Raw genomic sequence first — 23,280 nt, forward strand, 5'->3', positions numbered from 1 at the left:
TATGAAGTACTAGTGTTGGGGAATTTTTATGGTTAACCTTCTTCTTGCTGTTATTTATCTTGCTTTTATAAGCTTGGGTTTGCCGGATGCTCTTCTTGGAGCTGCGTGGCCTACGATGAGTCATGATATTGGTGCGCAAATTTCTTGGGCTGGTGGAATATCAATGGTTATTTCTGCAGGAACAATTGTTTCTGCGCTGCTATCTAATAGGTTTACGCATAAGTTTGGCCCTGGGAAGGTTACGCTTATTTCAGTTGCTTTAACAGCTTTAGCGTTACTAGGTTTTTCTTTTGCTCCGAATTATCTTGTGCTTATTTTTCTAGCTATACCATACGGTTTAGGTGCTGGAGGAGTGGATGCGGCTCTTAATAATTACGTTGCAATTCACTATGAAAGCTGGCACATGAGCTGGCTTCACTGCATGTGGGGAATTGGTGCTTCCGCAGGTCCTTATGCTATGGGTTTCGCACTTTCTCACGGTCAGCGCTGGCCTGCAGGCTACCAGTATATTGCTGTTATACAAATTGCTCTCACTCTTGTGTTATTCATAAGTTTGCCGCTGTGGAAAAATAATAATAAAAAGGCAGAGACGCATAATCTTACTGAGGTAAAGAAACAATCTTCTGGGATGCTATCTTACGCAGAAGTTTTGCGCATTCCAGGAGCTAAGAATATTCTTATTATGTTCTTTTGCTATTGTGCGTTGGAGCAAACTGCAGGATTGTGGGCTAGTAGTTACATGGTTTTGCATGGAGGAGTTAGCCGCATTGTTGCGGCAGGTTGGGCAAGCTTGTTTTATGTTGGCATTACAGTTGGTCGTTTTGTAAGCGGATTTCTTACTATGCGTTTTAACGATGCAACGATGATTCGTATTGGGCAGTGCGTAATGCTTATGGGCATTCTGGTATTGTTGCTGCCTTTGCTGAATCATATTGAGCTTATTGCAGGATTTGTAATTATTGGACTAGGCTGCGCTCCAGTTTACCCATGCATTATTCATTCCACGCCGCATTATTTTGGTGCAGATAAGTCTCAAGCTATTGTTGGCATGCAAATGGCAAGCGCATATATTGGGTCTATGGTAATGCCTGCGATTTTTGGACTAATTGCGCAGAATGTTTCTATGGTGCTTCTTCCGGCTTATTTGCTTATTCTTCTCGCTGTAATGACTTTTATGCACGTGCGCTTGCTTCGAACTTGCGTAACTCGAGTCTGAAAGCATTTGTGTGCGCGATTGCTTATATTTTTTTGATGTAGACTTGTGTTAGATGTGTTATGTGTGCTAGGTGTGTTAGAACTTGTTGTATACGCATTATCTAGTAGATGTATTTCTAATAATGTTTTTACAAAAGGAGGGGTTATGAATGATATTAAGCAAGAAGTCTTTGACAAAGATAAGCTTGATTTTGCAATATTTTGTATTGAAAATGTTGCTAAGAAGCTTAATCAAAACCCTCGCGATACGTATGATGCTTTGACTAAGAAGAGTAATATTCTTATGTCTTATATTGTTCCATCTTATGACGTTTTGCACACTCAAGGCAAAGAGTATATTACAAACGATATTATTTCCTTCATGCGCGAAAAAGGTGTAAAAGTATGATTGTTTATCACGGTTCTTTTATGCCTGTTGAATTTCCAGATGTATTGCATTCGCGTAAAGATGTTGATTTTGGCGCAGGATTCTACGTTACATCAATACGTAGTCAGGCTGATAATTGGGCGAAGAAATTTATTCGCAAGGACAAAGATGCTTTTGTTTCTTCTTATAATTTTGACAATAATGTTCTTAATGAATTATCTGTTCTTAAGTTTGATTCATATTCTGAAGAATGGCTTAATTTCATACTTAATGCTCGTTCTGGAAATGATACAAGCAGTTTTGATGTAGTAATTGGCGGTGTAGCAAACGATAAGGTTTATAACACACTTGAATTGTTTTTTGATGATTTAATTACTAAGTCTGAAGCTTTAGGCAGACTAAAATATGAAAAACCTAATAATCAAATATGTTTTAGAAGTCAAAAAGCTATTGATTTGTGTCTTACATACATAAAAAGCGAGTGTGTAAATAGTAAGTTTTTAGGGGAGTGATGGATTTTGAAGGCGAATCCTATTTTGTTGCAAAAGAAGTATGCTAGGGTTGTAAGTCTTCTGGCTGAGCGTGCTGGGTTGAGTTATGAGCAGGCGCTTGACGTGTTTTACCATTCTGTTACTTACGATTTGATGCGTAATGGTATTTCGGATATGCATTGTATGAGCGACGGATATTTGGTTCAAGATTTGCTTGATGAGATGCATAATTCTAAAATGTGTGTTAATGCATGACTTTTGTAATAAATTAAACGATTGTGTGATATACCATGCTTGCATTTGTATTTCGACTATAAAGCGTACAATGTGTATACGTTTTTACATTATCTCGTTATCTATTTTTTAAGAGGGTAAATGAATAAGAGAACTGGTCTTATGTTGACTGCCACTATGATGGGTATTGCTACTGCTGCTTGTGCTTTCTGCATGGCACAAAGTGCGAATGCTGCCGAAACTTCAGCTTCTTCTGGTGTTAATACGACTGTAAATTCTTCTACCACAGCTTCTAATACAGAAACTTCCTCTACAGAAGGTTCTTCTTCCGTAACTTCTTATAACGCAGCTTCTAATACGCCCAATGGGGGGTCTGCTTTAGATAGCACTTCCGCAAAACCTTCTGGAAATACTGTACCTTCCAAGTCTAGCGAAACTGCAAAAACTGCCGAAACCACAAAATCTACTAAATCTTCTAAAGCTTCTGAATCTGTAACTGATGCTGAAAATTCTGAAAATGCTAGACTTACACAAACTCTTATAGATGTAAGCAATACTAATCTTCAAACAAATAATCGTGAAGATAGAAGCGTACACGCATCTGCAGAATCTAAAGCAGCATCAACTGATTCGGGTACTACAGATGATGCATCTTTAACTTGGACGAAGGACGACTTTAACATTTCTGACGATGGTAAAACTATTGGAGGTAGGAAAAATGTTTATTATCCGGAGACCGGTCAAACGGTAAATGAGTATGTGGACGGACTTAGTGCCAAAGGCAAGGAGAAACTTAAGAAAAATCATCATGTTGTGATTCCTGAGGGTATTGAGGTAATTCATGAATGTGCTTTTACCGGTCAGGCTGACAAAGTCGGGAATAAGCATAAACACGTTGACGGCGAGACTTATATTGAGGGTGTCACTCTTCCGCAATCTCTTAGAATAATAGAATATGGAGCTTTTGGTTGGAATAAAATTAAAGGAACCGTTGTTATTCCAAAAAATGTGGTTTCAGTAAGCGATGCAGCCTTTGTTGCTAATGAAATTGAAAAAGTTGTGTTTGAAGGCGTGCTTGATGATAAGGGAAAAGAGCACGATATAGATACTAATCCGTATTATCTTGCTGGAGTTGGTAGTGTTGCTTTCCAAGGTAATAAAATTTCTGAAATTGTCGTAAAAGGTAATTTAGGACAATATAAGTTTCGCTCAGGGGAAAATGATTCACCGTTTGACAATCAAAATCCTGGACCTTTCACTATTGAAGTGGGAGAGGAATACAAAAGTCCTATCAAAATTACGCAAGAAAGCACTGGTCATACAATCAGTGTTATGGAGGGTTTTGAGGAGAATGGAAATCCTGTAACGATTGACCTCTCACCATATTTTAAGAAAAATGCTGATGGAAAATATGTAGCTGTAAAAACTGGCACACTTGAAGGTCAGTGCATTTTTTATGACTTTGTTCAGCGTGTGCCTAGGATGATTGGTAGATCGCATTTTACGTACAACATTGTTCCTAAAGCTACAATTTACACAGTTACTTTTGTAAATGGCACTAATTCTCATTATGCTTCTGTGCAAGTTAAGGAAGGCAAGAGCATAAACGATAAGAGTGTTGATAGTCAGTCGATGCCTAAAGATCCTACGAAGATTGGGTACACTTTTGAAGGGTGGAATGAAGATCAAGACGGTACTGGTGCAGTGTTCCTTGCCAGCACTAGTGTAAACAAAAATTTGAAAGTTTACTCCATTTTTAAGAATTACTTACCAGTTATTACAGTTCAGAATAAGACTATTACTGAGGGTGATTCACTCGATTTGAATAGTCTTGTTGTGTCTGTTAGTGATATTGAGGATAATTCTATAGCAACTAAGGTTAAGCGTATTAGTGACGGTGGTTTTAATAACAATGTTCCAGGCGTTTACACTATCACGTTTAGCGTAACGGACAATGGCGGTGCTACTGCAACAGCAGTTGCAACAGTAACTGTTAATAAGAAGCCAACGCCTCCAACTCCACCAACTCCTGTTCCAGTTCCTGAGTCGCCGGCCCCTGTCGCTCCAGGTCCGATTCTGACACCTTCTGAGTCTGAGACAGAACCTGAGTCCGCTCCAGCTCTTTCGCAACCCGAGCAACCGGAAGCTAAGCGCGTTGTTAAGCATCTTCCTAAAACTGGCTCTTCAGTAGCTATGGTAATAAATTATTTGTTTGCATCTGTGACTGCAGGAATTTTTGCACTTGTAGAAGCTAGAAAATCACTTCGCAGATATTCCAAGCATGCTCGCAAAAACTAGCTTTAAAAAGTGTAAAACTAGCAAGCAAAAACATTACTACCCAATGTGCGCAATTGGGGAAACGAGTTCAGTTCCAGAAGCATCCCTACGCATATCTGGCTTAGGTAACTCAACATTGCTTCCGCCTTCTGTAACGGCTTGCAATGGATAGTATCCAACGTACGCGTGTATCAACGTATCTTGACCTTTAAGGAATCTTTGCGAGCGCACGCCACCAGTTGCGCGACCTTTTGTTGGGTACATGTCAAATGGAGTAATCTTTGCAGAACCGTTTTCGGTTCCAGGAAGAGCTTCACTGTCTCCAGCAACGGTGAATACAACTGTTCCAGAAGCGGAGAATAAACCATTTTCACCTTCTTCGTAATGCCACTCTATTGATTTTTCTGGCACTACTGCGAAGGTTGCAACTTTAGCACCTTCTGCTAAACGAATGCCTGCCATTCCGCCTGCTGTGCGTCCTTGTGGTCTAACTTGTTTAGCGTCAAAGGTAAGTAATGAAGAATCACTACTAATGAACACGAGTCTGTCGTTGTCTTTTGCTGGAGCTGCGGCAATAACGGTGTCGTCGTCTTTTAAGTCAATTATGCTCCATGAATCCATGGTAGTTGGAGCTTCAAAATTCCATCTTTTAACTACACCGTTTCGTGTTCCAATTGCAAGTGGAGTAGCGTTTTGTGAGGCATCAAATGCTATTGCTGAAACTACGCGTTCTCCTCTTACTGGATCCGTGCTTTGCGTGGAAGTTAGCAGTTCTTGTGCTTTTACTCCGTGGTTGAGCAGCGCAGGTTTTCCTTCTTCATAGTTAAGTTGTGGCAAATCTGCAACATGAGCTAGAACTAGTCGACCAGATGAAGTAACAAGAGCACAAGTTGAACGCGTTGTTGTTGCAAACATTGTTTTACAAGGAGTGTTAAATACGTTGTTGTTGTGCGAATTCCAATGTTCTAACACTGCAATGCTTGTTCTGGCAATTAACCCGGAAGTGCTTAATGCTACTGCGCAAGGTTCGTCACTTAATTGCATTGCGACAGAAGATGCGTCAGCTTCTCCAGTTTTACGAGCTGCATTAGCTGCTGCAGCCAAATCTGCTTGAGTTGAAGTAATTTTATTTGCTGATTGAACGGCTTTAATTGCAATATCCTCACTGTTTTTATTTATGCTGGAGGCTACTGGAGTAAAACTACCATCTTCATTTTCGTCAAGCAAAATTGTTCTGCGTGGAGTATTCCATTGTTTAACTGCAGAATCCATATCTGCTATTACGACGTTGTCGAGTTTAGCTTCAGAACTTAATATTTGATTTAGCTCTTCAATTTTTTTGAGCAAATCGTCGCGTTCAGCTTCGAGCTCTATTCGGCTCATTTTAGTAAGTCTGCGAAGACGTAAGTCAAGAATATACTGTGCTTGAATTTCATCAAGATCGAATACTTTAATTAACTTAGTTTTTGCACTATCTGCATCTTCAGATGAACGAATGACCTGAATTACTTCATCAATATCAAGAAGTGCAAGAAGCAAGCCATCAACCAAATGTAAGCGTTCTTGAGCTTTTTTGCGCCTAAATTCGCTGCGTCTGCGTACCACGGTTCTGCGGTGAGAAATCCAAACGTCTAATAGCTCTCGCAAGCCCATTGTGTGAGGTCTACCGTCAACAAGTGCAACATTGTTAATAGTAAAGCTCTCTTGCAAAGGAGTGTGCTTAAAAAGTTGAGCAAGCACAGCGTTAGGATCAAAACCTGTCTTAATCTCAATAACAATACGAGTTCCGTTATGTCGATCTGTTAAATCAATAGCACCTGAAATACCGTCTAATTTTCTTGATTTAACTCCTTGAGAAATTCTTTCCAAAACGCGCTCTGGGCCAACCATAAACGGAAGTTCTGTAACGATAATAGCTTTTTTGCGAGCAGTAATATTTTCGATATGTGTTGTAGATCTTGTAGTGAATGCTCCGCGACCTGTTGCGTAAGCTTCGCGAATGCCATTTCTACCAATGATAATTCCTCCGCTAGGCCAGTCAGGTCCTGGAACTAGTTTCATAAGATCATCTAGGGTTGCATCAGGATGTTTCATAACATATTTTGCTGCAGCAACTACTTCTCCTAGATTATGTGTTGCCATATTAGTTGCCATGCCTACAGCAATTCCAGAAGCACCATTTACTAAAAGATTTGGAATAGCTGCAGGAAGCACAGTAGGTTCTTTTAGTTTATTGTCGTAATTTGGTACAAAATCAACTGTGTCTTCGTTGATATCCGCGTTCATACCTAGTGATGCAGGAGCTAAACGCGCTTCGGTGTATCGAGAAGCTGCTGGACCGTCGTCAAGAGAGCCAAAATTACCGTGTCCGTCAACAAGCGGCAAGCGTAGGGAAAATGGTTGAGCTAGACGAACCATTGCCTCATAGATTGCAGAATCACCGTGAGGATGAAGTTTACCCATTACTTCACCAACAACACGCGCTGATTTCATATAAGCATGATCAGGACTCAAATTCATATTGCCCATTTGATACACAATGCGTCGCTGCACTGGTTTCATTCCGTCTCGTGCGTCCGGTAAAGCTCGAGCATAAATAACTGAATAAGCATATTCCAAGAAGGATTTGCTCATTTCTTCGTTTAATGGTGTTTCAACAATATGCTCTTTAACTTTTCTTGGGTCGAAAGCTTGCTGTGTTGAGTGATGGCGTGAGGGCATATTTAGAACTCCTTGAATGACATTACGGCTATCAATCTTACCAATTTATATGCACAAACAGCATGTTTTTGCTGAATTTTTCAGCAATTTGACTAGTTATTTATATAAATATTTGTTATTCGCGTTTTGTTCAATGCAATATAAGTGGTTCAATAGTAAGTATGAGTGCTGAAATACCGTCTGAAAATGATCTTTTGCAATTTGTTGGTAATGTTAAGTACGGTGATTTTTCTAATTCCGCAGTTAATGAAAATTTTTCTTACGATTTTAATGAAAAAAATCTTGGTGGAGCGTTACATATATCTTCGGTTCTTCCAGCTTTAAGTGATGCAATAGATGCTCCTGTTAAAACAGCTATTCATAACGATCCACACGCTTTGCGAGAAAGTCTTGGTTTCCCTAAATCTAATTCTGCAATTGTAGTGTTAATAGATGGTTTAGGATACTGGAATATTCTTATGCGCAAAGGTCACGCTCCTTATTTACGATCCTTGCTTAACGAATCAATAAATCAACGACCAATTAGCACGTGCGTTCCAAGCACAACTGTTGCTGCAATGGCTACTTTTGGAACAGGCACATGTCCTGGTCTTACTTGCATGACTGGTTACACGCAAAAGAATTCTCAAACTGGTAAACTTGCGCAGCTTATTCAATTTAATGATGCGCCTGATCCGCTAGTTTTGCAGCAAGAGCCGACTATATTTGAAAGTTTAGTTTCTAATGGAGTCCGTGCAGATAGCGTGGGATTACCAAAGTTTGAAAATACTCCTCTTACCAAAGCTGCTTTTCGTGGAGCAAATTATATTACTGCTGGAACTCCTAGAGCTCGCATTCTTAAGGCTGCTAATAACAGTAAAACTCCAGGTTTAACTTATATGTATTTACGTGACGCTGATAAAACCGGTCATAATTATGGTTGGGATTCTCAGCAGTGGGTTTCTGTTTTTGAGCAAATTGACGAGCAGTTGCGTCTTTTGCGAGCAAATTGTGCTCCTGGAACATTAATTGTTATTACTGCAGATCATGGGATGATTAAATCCGATCCCAATAAGCGAATTGATATTGCTAAACATGATGAGCTGATAAAAGGCGTATCGATGGTTGGCGGTGAACCTCGTTCTGTAATGTTGTATGCTAACAGTGACGCAAATCCTGAAGATATTATTTACCGTTGGCGTGAATATTTTGGAACTAATGCAATTGTACGCAGTAAAAAACAAGCCATTGACGATGGTATTTTTGGTTTAGTAAACAACAGGGCAGAGGATGTTATTGGCGATGTTATTGTGCAAGCTTGTGGAGCTTACACAATTGTTGATTCTCGCATTCAATCTGATAAAGCTATGAGTTTACCTAGCGTTCATGGATCGATGACTCATATGGAAATGGATATTCCGTGCCTCATAGATTTAGTGTAAGCGATTTTTTGCTTCTATTATTGAAAATATTTTATAAATCGTAACTTAGTAAATAAAATGTGTGACACTCAAATTTTACTAAGAGTGTCACACATATTATTAATAAGCGAAAAATTTATTTTTAAACTTCTTATTTAGCTTTCGCCAAATAATATTTCATCCCAGCTTGGTACTGCTGCTCTTCCAGCTTTACGTTTATTGTGCTCAGAAGATGATTTTTCTTGGCCATTAGTATTAATTTCTTGATTATTTTTAGCAGAATTTTGATTACTTTCAGCAGCATTTTTTTGCAAATTCGTACTAACAATATCTGCTTTTTCAGCATTTTGAACTTTCGCAGCCAATGATTTTTGTGCTTCATTAGACGCATTGACGATTTTGCTATTCGTTTCGTTTCTATTAATAAATTCAGCATCTGGTTGTATTAGCGAAGTCTGCTGAGGATTATCTTCTTTAATAAATTGCGTATTTGTTTCAGTAGAACGCTTAGAATAGCCTTTTTCTAATACTTGCTGTATGTCAGAATTATTGTCCTGATTTTCGAAGGAAGATTGGGCTTGTGCATCTGCAAGTTTGTCACTGTTTCTAAGTTCCCATTGAGAAACAGCTCGTTCGATTCTGGCAGAACGAATAGAATTTCCTGGAAGCTCTTCAGTGTTGAATGGGAAATTAATGCTTACAGTGTCTCTATAAGCTCCACCATATGGAGATTGTTTAGAAGTATCCGCTGCATTAACATCTTCACCAAGCAATAATCTAGACGAAGGGTTCGCGCATGTAACAGAGTTGTCATGCATGTTCCATGTCCACTCAGCTTTAATAGTGCGAGTAGCAGTTTTGAAAGTAGCAGTAATTCGCCATGGCTCTAATCCTCTGCGCGTTGCTTTCCATTGCACTGTTTCCATGCCAATATGTGCTTTAGCTAATGTTCTTTCAATTAAATCTGCAATAGTGCGCATATTGCTTTGTTTAGGAGCAGGTACTAGAAGGAACTGCTCAATTGCATACTGCTTTTCGGTTTCAACGCCTGCAGAAAAACGCCTAACTTGTGCTTCACTAACGTTGTATCTTTGCGCTACATGTGAAGGTGCAACTCCTGCGCGAATCAATGCCTGAATTTGCGAAATAGGCAATGTTGCATTAGATTGCATAGAATTTGTGCCAGCATCTGCTGAGTTATGTTCATCGCTGTTTTTACTCGTAATTTTATGTGAACCAGCGATGGCGCGTTCCAGCGTGTCGTCCACTTGAATACGTAACGGCGTGTTTTCACAAATGAAAATCAAATTACCGTCTGCGTCAATATGGTCGAAACTCGCCTCTTTTGGCGGATTTTCAAGCATTATGCACCACTTTCTTCGCTTTTAACAATACTATTTATATACTTTAGTCCATACACTGCATTCTTTACCATTTTATTTAAAATAAAAAATGTGTAATATACGGGGTAGCATTCGTGTATGCTATGCGCGTAAGTAGCTTTAAAAACGAAAGGACCATAATGGCACAGGATTATGATTCTCCTCGTAGCAAAGATGAGGACGAAGAGTCGTTGGAAGCTTTGAGTAAAGGTTCTCAAAATTCAAACAGCGATATTGACGATGATGAAAATGCTATTGCTGAAGACTACGAGTTGCCAGGTGCTGATTTAAGTAACGAAGATGCATCCGTAACTGTTATCCCTATGCAAGGCGATGAATTTATTTGTTCTGAATGCTTCTTAGTTAAGCATCGCAGCCAGTTAGCTGAAACTAATGCTGATGGTCAGCCTGTTTGCAAGGAGTGCGCAGCTTAAATGGCATATGACGAGACCTATACTGGCCCCGAACAGGTTGAGGTATTAATTAAGTATCTCGATGATGAAACATCTACATTACAGCCGCTTTGCTACGCGCATGCAGGTGATGCAGGTGCCGATTTAAGAACTACCCAAGATTTTACTTTGCGTCCTTTCCAGAGAGCGCTTGTTCCTACTGGAGTTGCTATAGCTTTACCTGCAGGTTATGTTGCTTTAGTGCATCCTCGTTCTGGTTTAGCAGCAAAACAGGGTGTGACTGTGCTAAATGCACCTGGAACAGTTGATGCCGGGTATCGTGGTGAAATTAAGGTTCCTCTTATTAATTTAGATCCTGAGAACACAGTGCAATTCCATAAAGGTGATCGTATCGCTCAAATGGTTATACAACGTTATGTAGAAGCACAATTTATTCCCGCATCTAAATTACCTGAATCTGATCGCTCTGATAAAGGTTTTGGCTCCACTGGCGTACAATAATCTTTTTATAAATATCCGACCGGTTTTTAAAACTGAGTCGGATTTATTGTATGTATTTTTTGTTTTGGTAGTGTATTGAGCGAATTGCAGGTAGGATAGTAAAAAGTACCAGGAGGTGCCAAATGGGTGAACTTCAAGAGGATGTAAAAGGATCCAATAGGCTCGGATGTGAAATCAGCGAAGATTCTCGAAATCCATTATTGCCGATATTGAGCATGTGCAAATGGCATCATCCTAATGAGGATATGAGCATTCTTCATAGAGCTTATGATCGTGCTGTAAAGCAGCATACAGGTCAAAGACGCAAATCTGGTGAGCCATACATTATTCATCCTCTTGCTGTAGCTCAAATTCTTGCAGATCTTGGAATGGGACCAATTGTTGTTGCTTCAGGATTATTACACGACACTGTAGAAGATACAGATTACACGCTAGAAGAATGTCGAGCTGAATTTGGCGATACTGTAGCAGGTCTTGTAGATGGTGTTACAAAAATATCCAACATGGAATATGGCGAAAGTGCTCAAGCAGAAACTATTCGTAAGATGGTTGTTGCAATGAGCCGCGATGTGCGAGTGCTTGTAGTAAAGCTTGCGGATCGTTTGCATAATGCTCGTACTTGGAGGTATGTTAAGCCATCAAGTTCACATAAAAAAGCAAGAGAAACTCTTGACGTATATGCGCCTCTTGCTAACCGTTTAGGCATGAATGCAATTAAAACTGAACTTGAAGAGCTGAGTTTTAAAGTACTGTATCCAAAAATTTATAATGAAATTGTTGTTTTAGTTGCTCGTAGAGCAGGTCAGCGTGAAGTTTATTTACGACAAATTCTTGAAGAAATTAATGCAGATCTTGCAGAACAACATGTTAAAGCATCGGTAAAAGGTCGACCAAAAGATTATTTCTCTATTTACCAAAAGATGATCGTTCGAGGTCATGATTTTGCTAATATTTACGATTTAGTTGGTGTGAGAATAATAGTCGATTCTATTCGTGACTGTTATGCAGCATTAGGTGCAGTGCATGCTCGATGGAGCCCTGTTCCAGGACGTTTTAAGGATTACATTGCAACTCCAAAATTGAATATGTATCAAAGCTTGCATACTACAGTTGTAGGCCCTGGTGGAAAGCCAGTAGAGATTCAAATACGCACATGGGATATGCATAGGCGTGCTGAATTCGGCATCGCAGCTCATTGGAAGTACAAAGCTAATGGTCAGGCTGGTCGAGCTTTAAGTAAGCCTGATAATGATGATTTAAAACGCGAAAATAATATTGATGACAAAAAAGAGCTTAGCGAAGCAGATAATCTTAAGTGGATTCAACAGCTTGCTGATTGGACTAGTGAGACTCCAGATTCAGATGAATTCTTAGGTTCATTAAAACAAGATCTTGGTGCTTCTGAAGTTTATGTTTTTACTCCAAAGGGGAGTATTGTTGCGCTTCCGCAGGATGCAACTCCTGTTGATTTTGCATATTCTGTGCATACTGAAGTTGGTCACCGCATGATGGGTGCGCGTGTAAATGGACGCTTGGTTCCTCTTGATACGAAACTTTCAAACGGTGACACTGTAGAGGTGCTTACTTCAAAGTCGGATACAGCTGGACCATCTCGCGATTGGCTGAGTTTTGTAAAATCTCCTCGTGCTCGAAATAAAATACGCCAATGGTTTAGCAAGGAACGCCGCTCTGAGGCGATTGAAGAGGGCAAGGATGAGCTAACTCGCGCTATGCGTAAACGTAACTTGCCTTTAACTACTTTGATGACGCAGCAGGCATTAATTGGCGTTGCTGATGAATTGAATTTGCCTACTAATGTTGAGTCTTTATATGCGGCTATTGGCGAAGGTCAAGTTTCTACACAGAATGTTATTTCGCGTTTAGTAAAAGATGCGGGCGCTGATGAAGTTGCAGAAGAAGTAGAACAAGAAGCATTGCCTTTACGCCATGTTGAGCGCAGCCATAAGTCTAACGGTGCTTTGGGAGTATCAGTTAAGGGTGTTGGAGACGTTTGGGTCAAGCTTGCAAAATGTTGCATGCCAGTTCCAGGAGATATGATTATTGGTTTTATAACACGAAACCAAGGTGTGTCTGTGCATAGGACTGACTGCCAGAACATGCTCGATTTGCAAAAAACTCAATCAGAGCGCGTTATTCCTGTTCAATGGACTAGCGATAAAGGCTTGTTCTTGGTTAAGGTCCAAGTTGAAGCATTGGATCGACAACATCTTCTTTCGGATGTTACTCGCGTTCTTTCAGATCATGGAGTAAATATTCTTTCCGGAACTATTGCTACAGGCGATGACCGTGTTGCAACAAGTCAATTTACCTTTGAAATGGCAGATCCTCAGCACTTAGCAACTCTACTTGCTGCTATCCGTAAAATTGAAGGCGTTTTTGACGTTTACCGCATTACGGGAGCAAAAGATAGCGCAGAGCCGCGTTTGCGAAAAATGGAACGAGGAAATCTATAAAAGATGGGCACCCCAGCTTTGGAGTGCCCATCTTTGTTTTTGCGCAAATAGTATTTGTTTAATGTAATAAATACGAAAAACGCTTAATTTCAGGCAGTAACAGCCTTCTTCAACAAGGAGCCAGCGGAAATACGTACACCGTAAGAAGCTGGAATCTTGATGGTTTCACCGGTACGCGGGTTGCGGCCAGTGCGCTCAGCACGCTTTACGCGTTCTGCGGAGAACAGACCAGTAAGCTTCAAACCTTCACCGGACTGTAAAGCCTCAACGAACACATCCTGGAATGCGTTGACGGCGGCTTCGGCCTGTGCCTTGGTCAGGTTGGACTTCTGTGCGATCTTAGAAACGAGATCAGACTTGTTGTATGCCATGCAGCATCCTTTGTGTCAGGGGACCTTCTCTTCAAAGGTCACGTTCATACTAGATATTAGTACATTTTCCCTACAAATGTAGCCATTTTTGCATTTTTTCTTAATATTTTTTATTTATTTTTTGCTGTTTTTTATTTAAAACGCACTTGCATAGAAACAGATACGATATTTGCTAATAAAAATACACAAATGTTTGTAAATCTCACTTATATAAGCTCATTATTGCTGAGCCACTTCATTGCAAACGCGCCTAACGGAATTCTCAACCAGTAGAACATAAGCCTATACAGAAGAGTGGCAGACAAAGCAACTGTTGGAGGAACACCTACAGATGTAAATGCGAAAGTAAGAGAAGCTTCAACAGCACCCAAGCCGCCTGGCGTAGGCACTGCCGATCCAGCAGCGTTAGCAAGTAAGAATAGTAAGATTGTTTCCCAAGGATTTGCGTAATATCCAAATGCAAGCAAAGAAATCCAATAACCCAATCCAATGCATGAAACAAGCACAATAGCACCAAAAGAGCCTGCAATAAGTTGCATAGGATGTGAAATAAGTTCCTTAATTTGATGGCCGTAATCAGATAATATTGGCAAATAATGCTTTCGAATTGCTTTACGAGCGGACGGAATAACCATTAAAACACAAACTATAAGTGTGATTATTCCAATGAAAGTAATGAGCATATGAGTAGGAATCATTCCAGAAAGCACATTTTTACCAGTGAAAACGCCTATAGAAAGTAATACTAAAGTTGTCATTAATGCTTGAATAAGCCATACTGCACTAGTAATTGCTGTAGCTTGAGCTGAAGTGTACCCGCTTTTCTTTAATAATTGCATATTTACAAATGCAGGACCAACACCAGCAGGCATAGAAACTGCTGTGAAACCAGTAGCTGCTTGAGATGCAAACAAAACATGTGCAGAAGGTTTTTGATCATCCATGAATGAGCCGAGAGTAATTGCAGATCCAATCCAAGCAAACATGCTGCAAGCAAAGCACATAAATACCATTACATTATCTGCGTGACGCAAGGCAGCAAATACTTCCTGAGGATGCCACTGTGTAGCAATAACAGCGACAGCAACAATCGAAAGAACCAAGCTAACAAAGAAACGTATATTGAAGCGCGCTAAACGCACAGTATCATAATCTTCTTCATCTGTGTGTAAAGCAACTATTTGACTTAACTTATTGCAAAGATTTTGGAAAACTTTTTTATTCCAAGATGGCAAAGATCTCGTGGAAGCAGGAATAGCAGCTTTCTGCATAAAAGGCAATAGCGCAGATAACTTTTCTACACCCCATGTGTTAATAGCAGCTTTAAGAGCGGTGTCAATATCTGTGCAAGATGCAATAAGAGTTAAAAGCTGAACTTTATCAAGTGCAATATTTGTATCATCGCTGGCAACATCGCCATTTTGCCAACCTGCAATAACTGGGGTTCCATCTTCAAGCCTAGCAATAGTTTCAGGAGTGATGCGTCTATGCGTAATACCGCGAGTATTAGCCGCATCGACATAACGCATTAATTTTGCTGCATCATCAATAGTTAAAGTGTTCAAATTACAAGGCAGCAGAGCGTTAGAAGCATGAAAAACCATTATTGAAGATTTATCACTGTCGCTTACTCCATAAACATTCGCTGTTGGCAAATGCATATTTCGTAAAACAAGAAGCATAGAAAGGTGGTGATGAACAGAATGCCTAGCAGAACGATCTCTACGAGTAGGTATATCTACTAAACGCACCCACTGCCATAATTGATTTAAATAACCTGGTAAATGAACTTGATTATCTAATACTGAAATTACATAACGTATGCCGTGAATGTCTGTTGCATCATACAATCTTGAATTTTCAATTAAATCGTCATCAAGACTTGAACGAAGAACTCCAGTATGATCAGCTTGCTGAGTTCTACGAGTTAATTGAGTAAGATTATCTATGCCAATATTTTTTAAAGCAAGAACAATATCGTCACCCCAAGCACCCTTACTGCGTGTGCCTTTTGCGAAACGAATAAGCGTACCGATTGCTCTTCCTAAGCAGCATGATACAAGAACAGCGGAGTAGGAGTCCCAAGATGAAAATAGAAGTATTGCTGTAACAATGAATAAAGCATTCCAGCCCCACATTACATGCTTATATTCGCGTCTAGGACCACTAACTGTAAGAAAAGCAACTAGAACAGCATACATGTCTGGAAGCAAATCAGCCCAAGTGTTATTGGACCGCATTTGTAAAGATTCAATCAAAGCTATATTGTGTGTAGAAAATATCGCAATAGATAACAGCCATACTGAACCATAACTTATAAACAGTGTAATAACAGAAATAGCGGTATCAATCCAACGCCTGTCAGAAACCATGTGTGCAATAACTTCTGCAACAACAATAAGAGTAAGACCTTGCTGTATCAGAACAAATGAAAGATTATTAAAAGATAACCCTATAATTTGAGTAGCACTTCGTGCATCAATCTTCATAGCATCAGCCGTTGCTGACAAACACATTGACGACAACAAAGTAAAAACGCCAATTACAACTGATGATATTGCATACAACAAATCAGCCCAACTACGTACTAAGCTAGGCTGAGTATCTTCAATAACAAGATTTGGATTTATGCTAGATTGCATCGCTTTACCGTCTACTTAATCAATAAAGTCCACCAATCGTGAAGCAAATCCAGTGTAAGATTCTGGTGTCATTGCTTGCAAACGAGCTGCAGTATTGGCATCAAAGCTACGAGATTTAATGAATTCTTCTACGTCACTTTGTGAAATATGGTGACCGCGCATTAATTCTTTTACTTGCTCATATGGTCGTTCCATACCAGGTACGCCAGCAATTTCTTCAGCACGCATTGCTGTTTGAATTGGCTCTCCAAGAACTTCCCAATTTTCGTCTAATTCTTTTGCCATAAATTCTTTATTAGGATGAATAGACTTCAAACCGCCTAAAAGATTATTCAAAGCAAGAAGAGCATAACCGAAAGCTGAGCCAACATTCCTTTGAGTAGTAGAGTCTGTAAGATCACGCTGCCAGCGGCTTTCAGTAAGAGTTGCACATAATGTGTCAAACAGTGAGCAAGAAATCTCAAGATTAGCTTCAGCGTTCTCAAAACGAATAGGGTTAACCTTATGAGGCATAGTAGAAGATCCTGTAGCTCCCTTTACAGGAACTTGCACAAAAATACCCCTAGAAATATACATCCATACGTCAACTGCAAGATTATGCAGAATATGGTTTATGTGACTTACAGTGCTATAAAGTTCAGCCTGCCAATCGTGGCTTTCAATTTGAGTCGTTAATGGATTCCATTGAAGACCCATTCTATTTTCAACAAACTCTTGAGATACGCTAATCCAATCAACTTCTGGGAAAGCAGCTAAATGAGCTCCAAAAGTTCCTGTAGCACCATTCAACTTTCCTAAATACTCTTGATTATCAAGATGACGAAGTTGACGACGCAAACGATATGCAAACACTGCCAATTCCTTACCTAAAGTAGTTGGAGTAGCAGGCTGGCCATGAGTTAACGAAAGCATAGATAAATCTTTATATTCGTTAGCATTTTTAACTAAATAATCAACTATCGCTTCTAAATTCGGACGATAAACGTTTAAAACAGCTTGCTTTACGCAACGCGCAATAGAAAGATTATTAATATCTTCACTTGTGCATGAAAAATGCACTAAAGTTTTTAAATTTGAAAGCTCAGTAGCACGACCAAGCTTATTTTCTGCTTCGTCTAACGCATCGTCAATGTAGTATTCAACAGCTTTAACATCGTGATGAGTAATAGCCTCATGCGCAGCATGACGAGCAATTCCTTCAGCATCAAAATTTTCAGGAATAGAACGCAAATATGAGCATTCTTCATCAGTTAAAGGATTAACACCCTTAACAATTGGCTGGAATTGATTAGCTTCATAACCATTTGCGAGAAGAATCATCCACTCAACTTCTACACGCATGCGCTCGCGATTTAACGCAGGTTCGCTTAAATATTCAACGAGTGCGGATGTTTGATTATGATAACGCCCATCGAGAGGAGTCAGAGCTATTGCAGGAGAAATATCGGTAAGCTTCATAGTTTTAAGGTTACATCATGCTGCGAATTAGCTTAATTTTACTCAATAAGAATTTAATTATTTTATTTTTTCATTACTCCTTGCCACAATGTAGTACTTTGCAATTTGCCATTAATAGTATTCTGAAAATGTCGATCTTGCTCGCGCACACTTTTAGATCCGAGTTGAAGAGCATCTTCATAAGCTGCAGTATGGTAATGCAAATCATGAGTTAAAGTTCCTTCTTCTGGAACGTCATTAACGAATATTCCGTCATTATCGAATTTTTTAGTCGAATATTGTTTGCCAGAAAAACGCGTGACTCCAGGAGGTAAAGAACACTTAGATTCTTTAACATGAATTGCATGACCGTGAATAGTCACCCAATTATTTCTACGAGGATTCTCTTTGCCATCTAAAGAAGGCACAATCTCATCGTCCATCTCAATACTAGTAACCCAAGTTTTCTTAGGAATTGGATGATTTGCAATAGGAGATCCAGCAGTAACAACATGCTGTATGTTGTATTGCTTAGCGTAATCGCTTGCAATGCTTGCTGCAACAATACCTCCTTGAGAATGTCCTACTAAAGCAACAGGCTCGTTAGATTTAATTCCAGAACGTTTCATAGCTTCTACAACCATTCGAGTGCTATCAGCTTGTTTTCTAACTAAAGAACTATGACTCATTACTTCTGCGTTTTGTGCCCAACCAAAAGGAGAGTGTGCTTTACCGTCAGTTCCTGGAATTATTACTAACCATGACGAACTGCCATCGCTGCGCCTAAAACGTTGAATTGCAATAGTAGCAGCATCTGGATTAACAAGTGGTGGTCTAACGCCCAAATTTTCGCTTCCAAGTTCCGTTAAATTTTCTAAAGTTTCAAGCAGATTACGTCCAGGTCTAGCAAGAACAGATCCAGGTTTTCTCCACATCTCATTTACTTTAGTGAGAAGTAAATTATTACCTTGCTTTCGATCATTAATAGGCGCGCTTACGAAGCTAAGAGCACTAGAAATAAATGGAATAGCTTGTGATAAATATTTTTGAGCATTGGATAAAAAGTTTAGTGAGGTTTCACGCTCTTTTTTATTTATGGGGCCTTTCGCATTTCCGGCAATAAATATTGGCAAACTTGTAATAGGATTTAAAATAAGGTGCTGCGATAAACCTCGAATAATTCCTTGTTGTATATTCTTAGTTGTGTAGGACCATCTAGCAAGATTTTGGAAACCTGAATGATTTTTATTATCTTGATTAACGGCGAGACCTGCGGACAATAAAACATGTAAAGCAAAAATAGGGTTTGCAAGAGCCAAGAAAGAAATTTTATTGTCTAACTCGTCTTTTGCACGAAATTCTGCATCTTCATACAAATTATTTGCTCTTGCAATAAGAAAAGCAAGATTTTCTAAATTTTGAGACATTAAATAACATTTATGAGCATATTCATGACATATGCTTTCAGTTAAAAATGATTGCGAAGAATCATGAATATATGCTCCTGATTCTTTTTGTATACCATAATTTTGACCGGCAATAACCATCGCTGCATTAAGCCATAAATTTTTTAGCGTAAGTAATTCTTTAGCAATATTATTGAGTTTTCTGGAAAAACTAATATACGCTTCTCTATCAGCAACGCTAAGCGTCATTCCACCTACAACAGAGGACTTAACTTTCCAAGACATACTATATTCCTCCGCGAATGTTATATAACGCATACGCTTGTGCAGAAATATTTTTCATACTATGACGAAAATGTTCGGCTGCAAGCCCTTGCCAATCTTCTAATTCAGTCGCTGCGGATTCTGCCATAACGCAGCGAGCGCACTCTTGAGTGCGTTGTATAAGCCATTGCCATTCGTAATATGTGTGCATAATCGTTATTACACACGTTTATTAATGAAAAGTCACTAAAAAATATTCAATGTGGTTAAAAGGTTATTAATGCTTATTGCTTCGCTTATAGATAATCGTTAAAGATTTAATTACCAAGGCTTATTGCTGCTTTCATCAGTTTTAGTACGTTTTTCTGTCTTTTCTAAACCTTGCTGGTCTTCTTGATTCTGTGAAGATTGAGAATCCACATGATCGTTCTGTTTTAGCAAGTTTTCAACTTTATTGCGCTGAGCATTGCTCAATTGAGGCTTAGACGAATCTGACTGCTTTTTATCTTTAGAAGAATTGTTAGAATTATCGTTTTTAAAATGATTGTTATGCTTTTTCGGTTTCTGTTGCTTATTAGTATTGTTTTGATTCTGCTTTAATTTTTCTGTTAACTTTCGTGATAATTCAGCATTTTTGTCAATACTATTTCGAAGTTGAGGAAGCAGTATCATTTCTTGAGATTTAGCATCATCAAATTGCGCATCAGTTTGCTGTTGCTGAGTTAAAAGCACATTCTTGTCGCTATCTATACTCTTAGCAGATTTTATGTTAGAAATAAGGCTATCAGTAGCAGTATTATATGTGTATTGTGCTCTCCAATTTACGATAGCAAAATACGCTACGAATATCGCAATAATCAAGAACAAGAATGTAACAATGCGAATAATTGTGCGACTAGACATGTGCTTCATACTAATTTCCTTGAAGTTATAAACCACGACATTAATTCCCAAATTAAAAGTATCGACGCAAATATTGCAAACGGCCAAATAATTGGTTCAGGTCTCAAACGAGGTTTTGCTGTCTCGTTCATTCTCCATTGGTGTGAAAGAATTGGTTTTGCTTCGTCTCCAAATGTTACGTTTAAAGATGAGTGCATATACTTGCCGCTAAGCTCATCGGCAATATTTCGTAAGTTCTTTTCATCAAGCTTTGAAATGCCAGGATTTCCTGTAGCCGGATCAATAACCCATTGATTAGAGGTATTGTCTTCGCTGTAGTCGTCAAGTTGCAGCTGTGTTTTTTCCAAAGGTATTTTAGCTCCTTTAGATGAGCCTATTCCAATAACAAATGCGTTAGTAATATAAGCTCTGAGCGATGAAAATGTGCGGCGCTTTCGTTGTGTTGTTTCCTCACCGTCGCTTAAAACATACAAAACTGTTGTATCATCTGGATGAGCATCATGTATAGTTTTTGCAGTAAGCAAAGTTTGATCTATAGGAGCGTCAAGACTAGTTCCAGTAGCTACGCTAGTTGGTTCAGTTCGTAAAGTATTTATCCAATTGTCAACTGCTCTAGCATCAGGCGTTAATGGAACATCGACAGACGTAGAAGCACCAAAAGAAATAGCAGCAAAACTTGAGTTAGCATAGGATTTTGTTATTTGACGAATAATATTCCTTGCTGCATCAATACGCTCAATCTTACTATTTTTTGCATAATCAGCGTCTTTTGCTCTCATTGAACCTGTTATATCTAGAGCAATAATCACGTTTGTTGCATTTACTGCTCTTTGTAAAGTTGAACGCATAATACTTGGAGATAGCACGCAAATTATTAGCATTATGCATATGCCAATACGTCTTAATCTCATGCAAAAAGTTTCATCACTTGATCCTGGTTTCCTACGTATAGGCACAATTTCAAAAAACATTGCTGCCAACAAAACTAATATTGCAATAATCGCAATAATCCAGCCATATGATGGAGAAAAAACCAACTGACCTGCTTGAGAAGTGTCAGAAGCTTCAATTTTAGCGTGTGCAAACAGTAGGGTAGTAGCAGAAAATAGTGTTGTTGTCATCGCTTCATCCTCTTTGCAATAGCTAGCCAAATCACAACGCTAAACACAGTAAGCAAAACCCAAAGACCAGGATCGTCGCTAAATGCAGACTGAGCAGTGCCTTGAGGAATTGCAGTATGTCTTTTTTCAATTTCTTTTACTAAATTAATAACAGAATCAGAATTGCGTTGAGAAAGGAAAATTCCACCATGAGATTCAATAAGCTGTTTCATTTCTAACGTAGCATCATCATTCTCATTCTGTTTTGCGCCGGAATATAACCCGTCGACAGTAATTTTAGCTTGCTTTGTTAAATCTAAAGCTTGCTTTAATGAGTAAGTTTGTTTTCCAGAAACAACATTATCTGTAGCAAGAACAATGGAAGCACTTCTATTAAAACGGCTTTGTATTTTATGGTTATTATGAGCAGAACCATAAATAAAACCTGGAAGCATTGCTGCGCAACTAACTAAACCGTCTCCAATAAGAGATGTTGCGTTTTTGCGATTTTGAGTTCCTTCAAGCCAGTCAGAAATTTCCTGATATTGGCGTTGTTGTAAACGATTAATACGACTTTGCGATTGAACTCCGCCAAGCAAATTTGCAGCATATTGCAATTGTTTTTTAGCTAGTCGATAATCGTCAGTCAGTGGAAAAACTGTTCTAGATGTGGAGTTAAAAATGCTTAATCCAATGCGTTCACCCTGAAAATGCTCAATAAAATTAAGATACGCTTGAATTACTTCGCGATCATATGGTAAAGCAGAACCTGAAACGTCTAAGCATAAAACAATGTCTCTAGAACTAACTTGCTCGTTCGCATTAAACACTCGGGCTGGCCTGGAAGCAACAGCAAGCGAACTGCACAAAGATACTACCAATGCAGCCGCAGCAAACCTTCTAAACATTCGCCACATATACCATGAATGACTAGTAGTAGTTCCTTGTAGATCATTGTCAAAAGTAAAAGTATAGAATTTTCGCGTAATATTACTAGTTTGACTCTTATACTTCTTTTTTAAAATATTGCTACGAATGGAATCTAAAATTAGTAAGACAGCAAAAATTGCTACAGAAATAACAACGCCTGCAACAAAAAGCAAAGGCCATTGCCATCTCCATGGCCATATGTATTCCCAAACATTATTACTCATCAACGTTTGTCCTTCGTTTGCCAGCCTTCAAGCAATACTAAAACCCATTCAGCAGCCTGCTCAACAGTAGTATTTCGCGCTTGCTCGTTTGCTTTGCGATCAGCAAATTCTGGAGGATACAAAGCAGATATTGTTTGGCGTAACATATCAGCACCTTTTTTATTGCGCCATTTCAAACGCAAAGAAGCCAATTCTCCCAAAGTGTGAGTTTGAATATCTTCACCGCTCATCTTCGAAACATAAGATCTAGCAATAGAAGCCAATTCTGCACAAGCCTGATCTTTAGTAAGTTCATTGTTATGATACTTCTCAACAATCGCATCAATATCTTTACGCCAAGCTTGTTTGTTTACATTATGAACGTGAACTGCTTCTGTAGAGTTGCTACTTTCAGTTAATTTTTTTGGCTTTTTAAAAGAAAAATATAAAACCGCAAAAGCAATAAAGATAACAACAAGCGATGCAGAAAGTAGTATTAAAAAAAGCGTTTCATCATGTAAAGGCTTTTGAATATCTTCCAGGCTCATT

The 23,280-nt window shown here is 39.0% G+C and carries 20 protein-coding genes; 9 read left to right on the forward strand and 11 right to left on the reverse strand.

Annotated features, from left to right (window positions below; all coding sequences use genetic code 11):
- Positions 1–28 precede the first annotated feature (28 nt).
- The 5 genes from HXT57_RS03190 (at position 29) to HXT57_RS03210 (ending at position 4,605) form a co-directional block, all read left to right on the forward strand.
- On the forward strand, positions 29–1,216 hold the full coding sequence (locus HXT57_RS03190) for an MFS transporter (RefSeq protein ID WP_415697727.1): 1,188 nt from the start codon (positions 29–31) through the stop codon (positions 1,214–1,216).
- 144 nt (positions 1,217–1,360) lie between these two features.
- The gene (locus tag HXT57_RS03195; protein WP_012914119.1) at positions 1,361–1,603 is read left to right on the forward strand and encodes a DUF3791 domain-containing protein; all 243 of its coding nucleotides are present in this window, start codon (positions 1,361–1,363) and stop codon (positions 1,601–1,603) included.
- Positions 1,600–2,094 (forward strand): DUF3990 domain-containing protein, encoded by a 495-nt coding sequence (locus HXT57_RS03200; RefSeq protein ID WP_012914120.1) that lies wholly within the window; start codon positions 1,600–1,602, stop codon positions 2,092–2,094. Before HXT57_RS03195 ends, HXT57_RS03200 begins: the two co-directional genes overlap by 4 nt.
- Before the next feature lie 6 nt (positions 2,095–2,100).
- Positions 2,101–2,328 carry a DUF3791 domain-containing protein gene (locus HXT57_RS03205; protein ID WP_004111475.1) on the forward strand — a complete coding sequence of 76 codons (228 nt, stop codon included), beginning with the start codon at positions 2,101–2,103 and terminating at the stop codon, positions 2,326–2,328.
- 120 nt (positions 2,329–2,448) lie between these two features.
- Entirely contained in the window at positions 2,449–4,605 is a 2,157-nt protein-coding gene (locus HXT57_RS03210) for an InlB B-repeat-containing protein (protein WP_415707603.1), read from the forward strand.
- A 36-nt stretch (positions 4,606–4,641) separates the two neighbouring features.
- On the opposite strand, the gene HXT57_RS03215 is transcribed toward HXT57_RS03210, so the two are convergent.
- Positions 4,642–7,305, reverse strand: a complete 2,664-nt coding sequence (locus HXT57_RS03215) for a DNA gyrase/topoisomerase IV subunit A (protein WP_415707602.1) — start codon at positions 7,303–7,305, stop codon at positions 4,642–4,644.
- Between the two features lie 161 nt (positions 7,306–7,466).
- Here HXT57_RS03215 and HXT57_RS03220 point away from each other — a divergent pair, with 161 nt between their 5' ends.
- The gene (locus HXT57_RS03220) at positions 7,467–8,726 is read left to right on the forward strand and encodes an alkaline phosphatase family protein (protein ID WP_004111479.1); all 1,260 of its coding nucleotides are present in this window, start codon (positions 7,467–7,469) and stop codon (positions 8,724–8,726) included.
- Positions 8,727–8,860: 134 nt separating this feature from the next.
- On the opposite strand, the gene sepH is transcribed toward HXT57_RS03220, so the two are convergent.
- The gene (sepH, locus tag HXT57_RS03225; protein WP_012914123.1) at positions 8,861–10,069 is read right to left on the reverse strand and encodes a septation protein SepH; all 1,209 of its coding nucleotides are present in this window, start codon (positions 10,067–10,069) and stop codon (positions 8,861–8,863) included.
- A gap of 158 nt (positions 10,070–10,227) precedes the next feature.
- On the opposite strand from sepH, the gene HXT57_RS03230 reads away from it, so the two are divergent.
- From HXT57_RS03230 to HXT57_RS03240, 3 genes are all read left to right on the forward strand, one after another.
- Entirely contained in the window at positions 10,228–10,521 is a 294-nt protein-coding gene (locus HXT57_RS03230; RefSeq protein WP_004111484.1) for a DUF4193 domain-containing protein, read from the forward strand.
- The gene (gene dut, locus HXT57_RS03235; protein ID WP_004106773.1) at positions 10,522–11,001 is read left to right on the forward strand and encodes a dUTP diphosphatase; all 480 of its coding nucleotides are present in this window, start codon (positions 10,522–10,524) and stop codon (positions 10,999–11,001) included.
- A 122-nt stretch (positions 11,002–11,123) separates the two neighbouring features.
- Positions 11,124–13,475, forward strand: a complete 2,352-nt coding sequence (locus HXT57_RS03240; protein WP_116431719.1) for a RelA/SpoT family protein — start codon at positions 11,124–11,126, stop codon at positions 13,473–13,475.
- 89 nt (positions 13,476–13,564) lie between these two features.
- On the opposite strand, the gene HXT57_RS03245 is transcribed toward HXT57_RS03240, so the two are convergent.
- The 9 genes from HXT57_RS03245 to HXT57_RS03285 form a co-directional block, all read right to left on the reverse strand.
- Positions 13,565–13,846 (reverse strand): HU family DNA-binding protein, encoded by a 282-nt coding sequence (locus tag HXT57_RS03245; protein WP_004119480.1) that lies wholly within the window; start codon positions 13,844–13,846, stop codon positions 13,565–13,567.
- Positions 13,847–14,052: 206 nt separating this feature from the next.
- The gene (locus tag HXT57_RS03250) at positions 14,053–16,488 is read right to left on the reverse strand and encodes a lysylphosphatidylglycerol synthase transmembrane domain-containing protein (RefSeq protein WP_119504410.1); all 2,436 of its coding nucleotides are present in this window, start codon (positions 16,486–16,488) and stop codon (positions 14,053–14,055) included.
- A gap of 15 nt (positions 16,489–16,503) precedes the next feature.
- The gene (purB, locus tag HXT57_RS03255) at positions 16,504–17,946 is read right to left on the reverse strand and encodes an adenylosuccinate lyase (RefSeq protein WP_415697730.1); all 1,443 of its coding nucleotides are present in this window, start codon (positions 17,944–17,946) and stop codon (positions 16,504–16,506) included.
- A 62-nt stretch (positions 17,947–18,008) separates the two neighbouring features.
- Positions 18,009–19,616 (reverse strand): alpha/beta hydrolase, encoded by a 1,608-nt coding sequence (locus HXT57_RS03260; RefSeq protein WP_116440618.1) that lies wholly within the window; start codon positions 19,614–19,616, stop codon positions 18,009–18,011.
- Position 19,617: 1 nt separating this feature from the next.
- Positions 19,618–19,806 (reverse strand): hypothetical protein, encoded by a 189-nt coding sequence (locus HXT57_RS03265; protein WP_041160494.1) that lies wholly within the window; start codon positions 19,804–19,806, stop codon positions 19,618–19,620.
- Positions 19,807–19,916: 110 nt separating this feature from the next.
- On the reverse strand, positions 19,917–20,507 hold the full coding sequence (locus HXT57_RS03270; protein ID WP_410311132.1) for a DUF6466 family protein: 591 nt from the start codon (positions 20,505–20,507) through the stop codon (positions 19,917–19,919).
- Entirely contained in the window at positions 20,504–21,619 is a 1,116-nt protein-coding gene (locus HXT57_RS03275) for a vWA domain-containing protein (protein WP_415707597.1), read from the reverse strand. Before HXT57_RS03275 ends, HXT57_RS03270 begins: the two co-directional genes overlap by 4 nt.
- Positions 21,616–22,752 carry a vWA domain-containing protein gene (locus HXT57_RS03280; RefSeq protein WP_410311130.1) on the reverse strand — a complete coding sequence of 379 codons (1,137 nt, stop codon included), beginning with the start codon at positions 22,750–22,752 and terminating at the stop codon, positions 21,616–21,618. The genes HXT57_RS03275 and HXT57_RS03280 overlap by 4 nt, the downstream gene beginning before the upstream one ends.
- Positions 22,752–23,279: a hypothetical protein gene (locus HXT57_RS03285; protein ID WP_004111504.1), complete on the reverse strand. Its 528-nt coding sequence runs from the start codon at positions 23,277–23,279 to the stop codon at positions 22,752–22,754. Before HXT57_RS03285 ends, HXT57_RS03280 begins: the two co-directional genes overlap by 1 nt.
- Between the last annotated feature and the right edge of the window lies 1 nt (position 23,280).

Origin of the sequence: Gardnerella sp. KA00771, assembly GCF_049244045.1 — a bacterium.
GTDB classification, from domain to species: domain Bacteria; phylum Actinomycetota; class Actinomycetes; order Actinomycetales; family Bifidobacteriaceae; genus Bifidobacterium; species Bifidobacterium swidsinskii.

Bases quoted from the DNA above. Each gene is read 5' to 3' on its own strand.
- HXT57_RS03260 (WP_116440618.1), bottom strand. From the start codon at position 19,616: ATGTCTTGGAAAGTTAAGTCCTCTGTTGTAGGTGGAATGACGCTTAGC.
- HXT57_RS03200 (WP_012914120.1), top strand. From the start codon at position 1,600: ATGATTGTTTATCACGGTTCTTTTATGCCTGTTGAATTTCCAGATGTA.
- HXT57_RS03240 (WP_116431719.1), top strand. From the start codon at position 11,124: ATGGGTGAACTTCAAGAGGATGTAAAAGGATCCAATAGGCTCGGATGT.
- HXT57_RS03280 (WP_410311130.1), bottom strand. From the start codon at position 22,752: ATGAGTAATAATGTTTGGGAATACATATGGCCATGGAGATGGCAATGG.
- HXT57_RS03245 (WP_004119480.1), bottom strand. From the start codon at position 13,846: ATGGCATACAACAAGTCTGATCTCGTTTCTAAGATCGCACAGAAGTCC.
- HXT57_RS03220 (WP_004111479.1), top strand. From the start codon at position 7,467: ATGAGTGCTGAAATACCGTCTGAAAATGATCTTTTGCAATTTGTTGGT.
- HXT57_RS03285 (WP_004111504.1), bottom strand. From the start codon at position 23,279: ATGAGCCTGGAAGATATTCAAAAGCCTTTACATGATGAAACGCTTTTT.
- HXT57_RS03190 (WP_415697727.1), top strand. From the start codon at position 29: ATGGTTAACCTTCTTCTTGCTGTTATTTATCTTGCTTTTATAAGCTTG.
- HXT57_RS03215 (WP_415707602.1), bottom strand. From the start codon at position 7,305: ATGCCCTCACGCCATCACTCAACACAGCAAGCTTTCGACCCAAGAAAA.
- HXT57_RS03275 (WP_415707597.1), bottom strand. From the start codon at position 21,619: ATGACAACAACACTATTTTCTGCTACTACCCTACTGTTTGCACACGCT.
- dut (WP_004106773.1), top strand. From the start codon at position 10,522: ATGGCATATGACGAGACCTATACTGGCCCCGAACAGGTTGAGGTATTA.
- HXT57_RS03270 (WP_410311132.1), bottom strand. From the start codon at position 20,507: ATGAAGCACATGTCTAGTCGCACAATTATTCGCATTGTTACATTCTTG.
- HXT57_RS03195 (WP_012914119.1), top strand. From the start codon at position 1,361: ATGAATGATATTAAGCAAGAAGTCTTTGACAAAGATAAGCTTGATTTT.
- HXT57_RS03250 (WP_119504410.1), bottom strand. From the start codon at position 16,488: ATGCAATCTAGCATAAATCCAAATCTTGTTATTGAAGATACTCAGCCT.
- HXT57_RS03230 (WP_004111484.1), top strand. From the start codon at position 10,228: ATGGCACAGGATTATGATTCTCCTCGTAGCAAAGATGAGGACGAAGAG.
- HXT57_RS03265 (WP_041160494.1), bottom strand. From the start codon at position 19,806: ATGCACACATATTACGAATGGCAATGGCTTATACAACGCACTCAAGAG.
- sepH (WP_012914123.1), bottom strand. From the start codon at position 10,069: ATGCTTGAAAATCCGCCAAAAGAGGCGAGTTTCGACCATATTGACGCA.
- purB (WP_415697730.1), bottom strand. From the start codon at position 17,946: ATGAAGCTTACCGATATTTCTCCTGCAATAGCTCTGACTCCTCTCGAT.
- HXT57_RS03210 (WP_415707603.1), top strand. From the start codon at position 2,449: ATGAATAAGAGAACTGGTCTTATGTTGACTGCCACTATGATGGGTATT.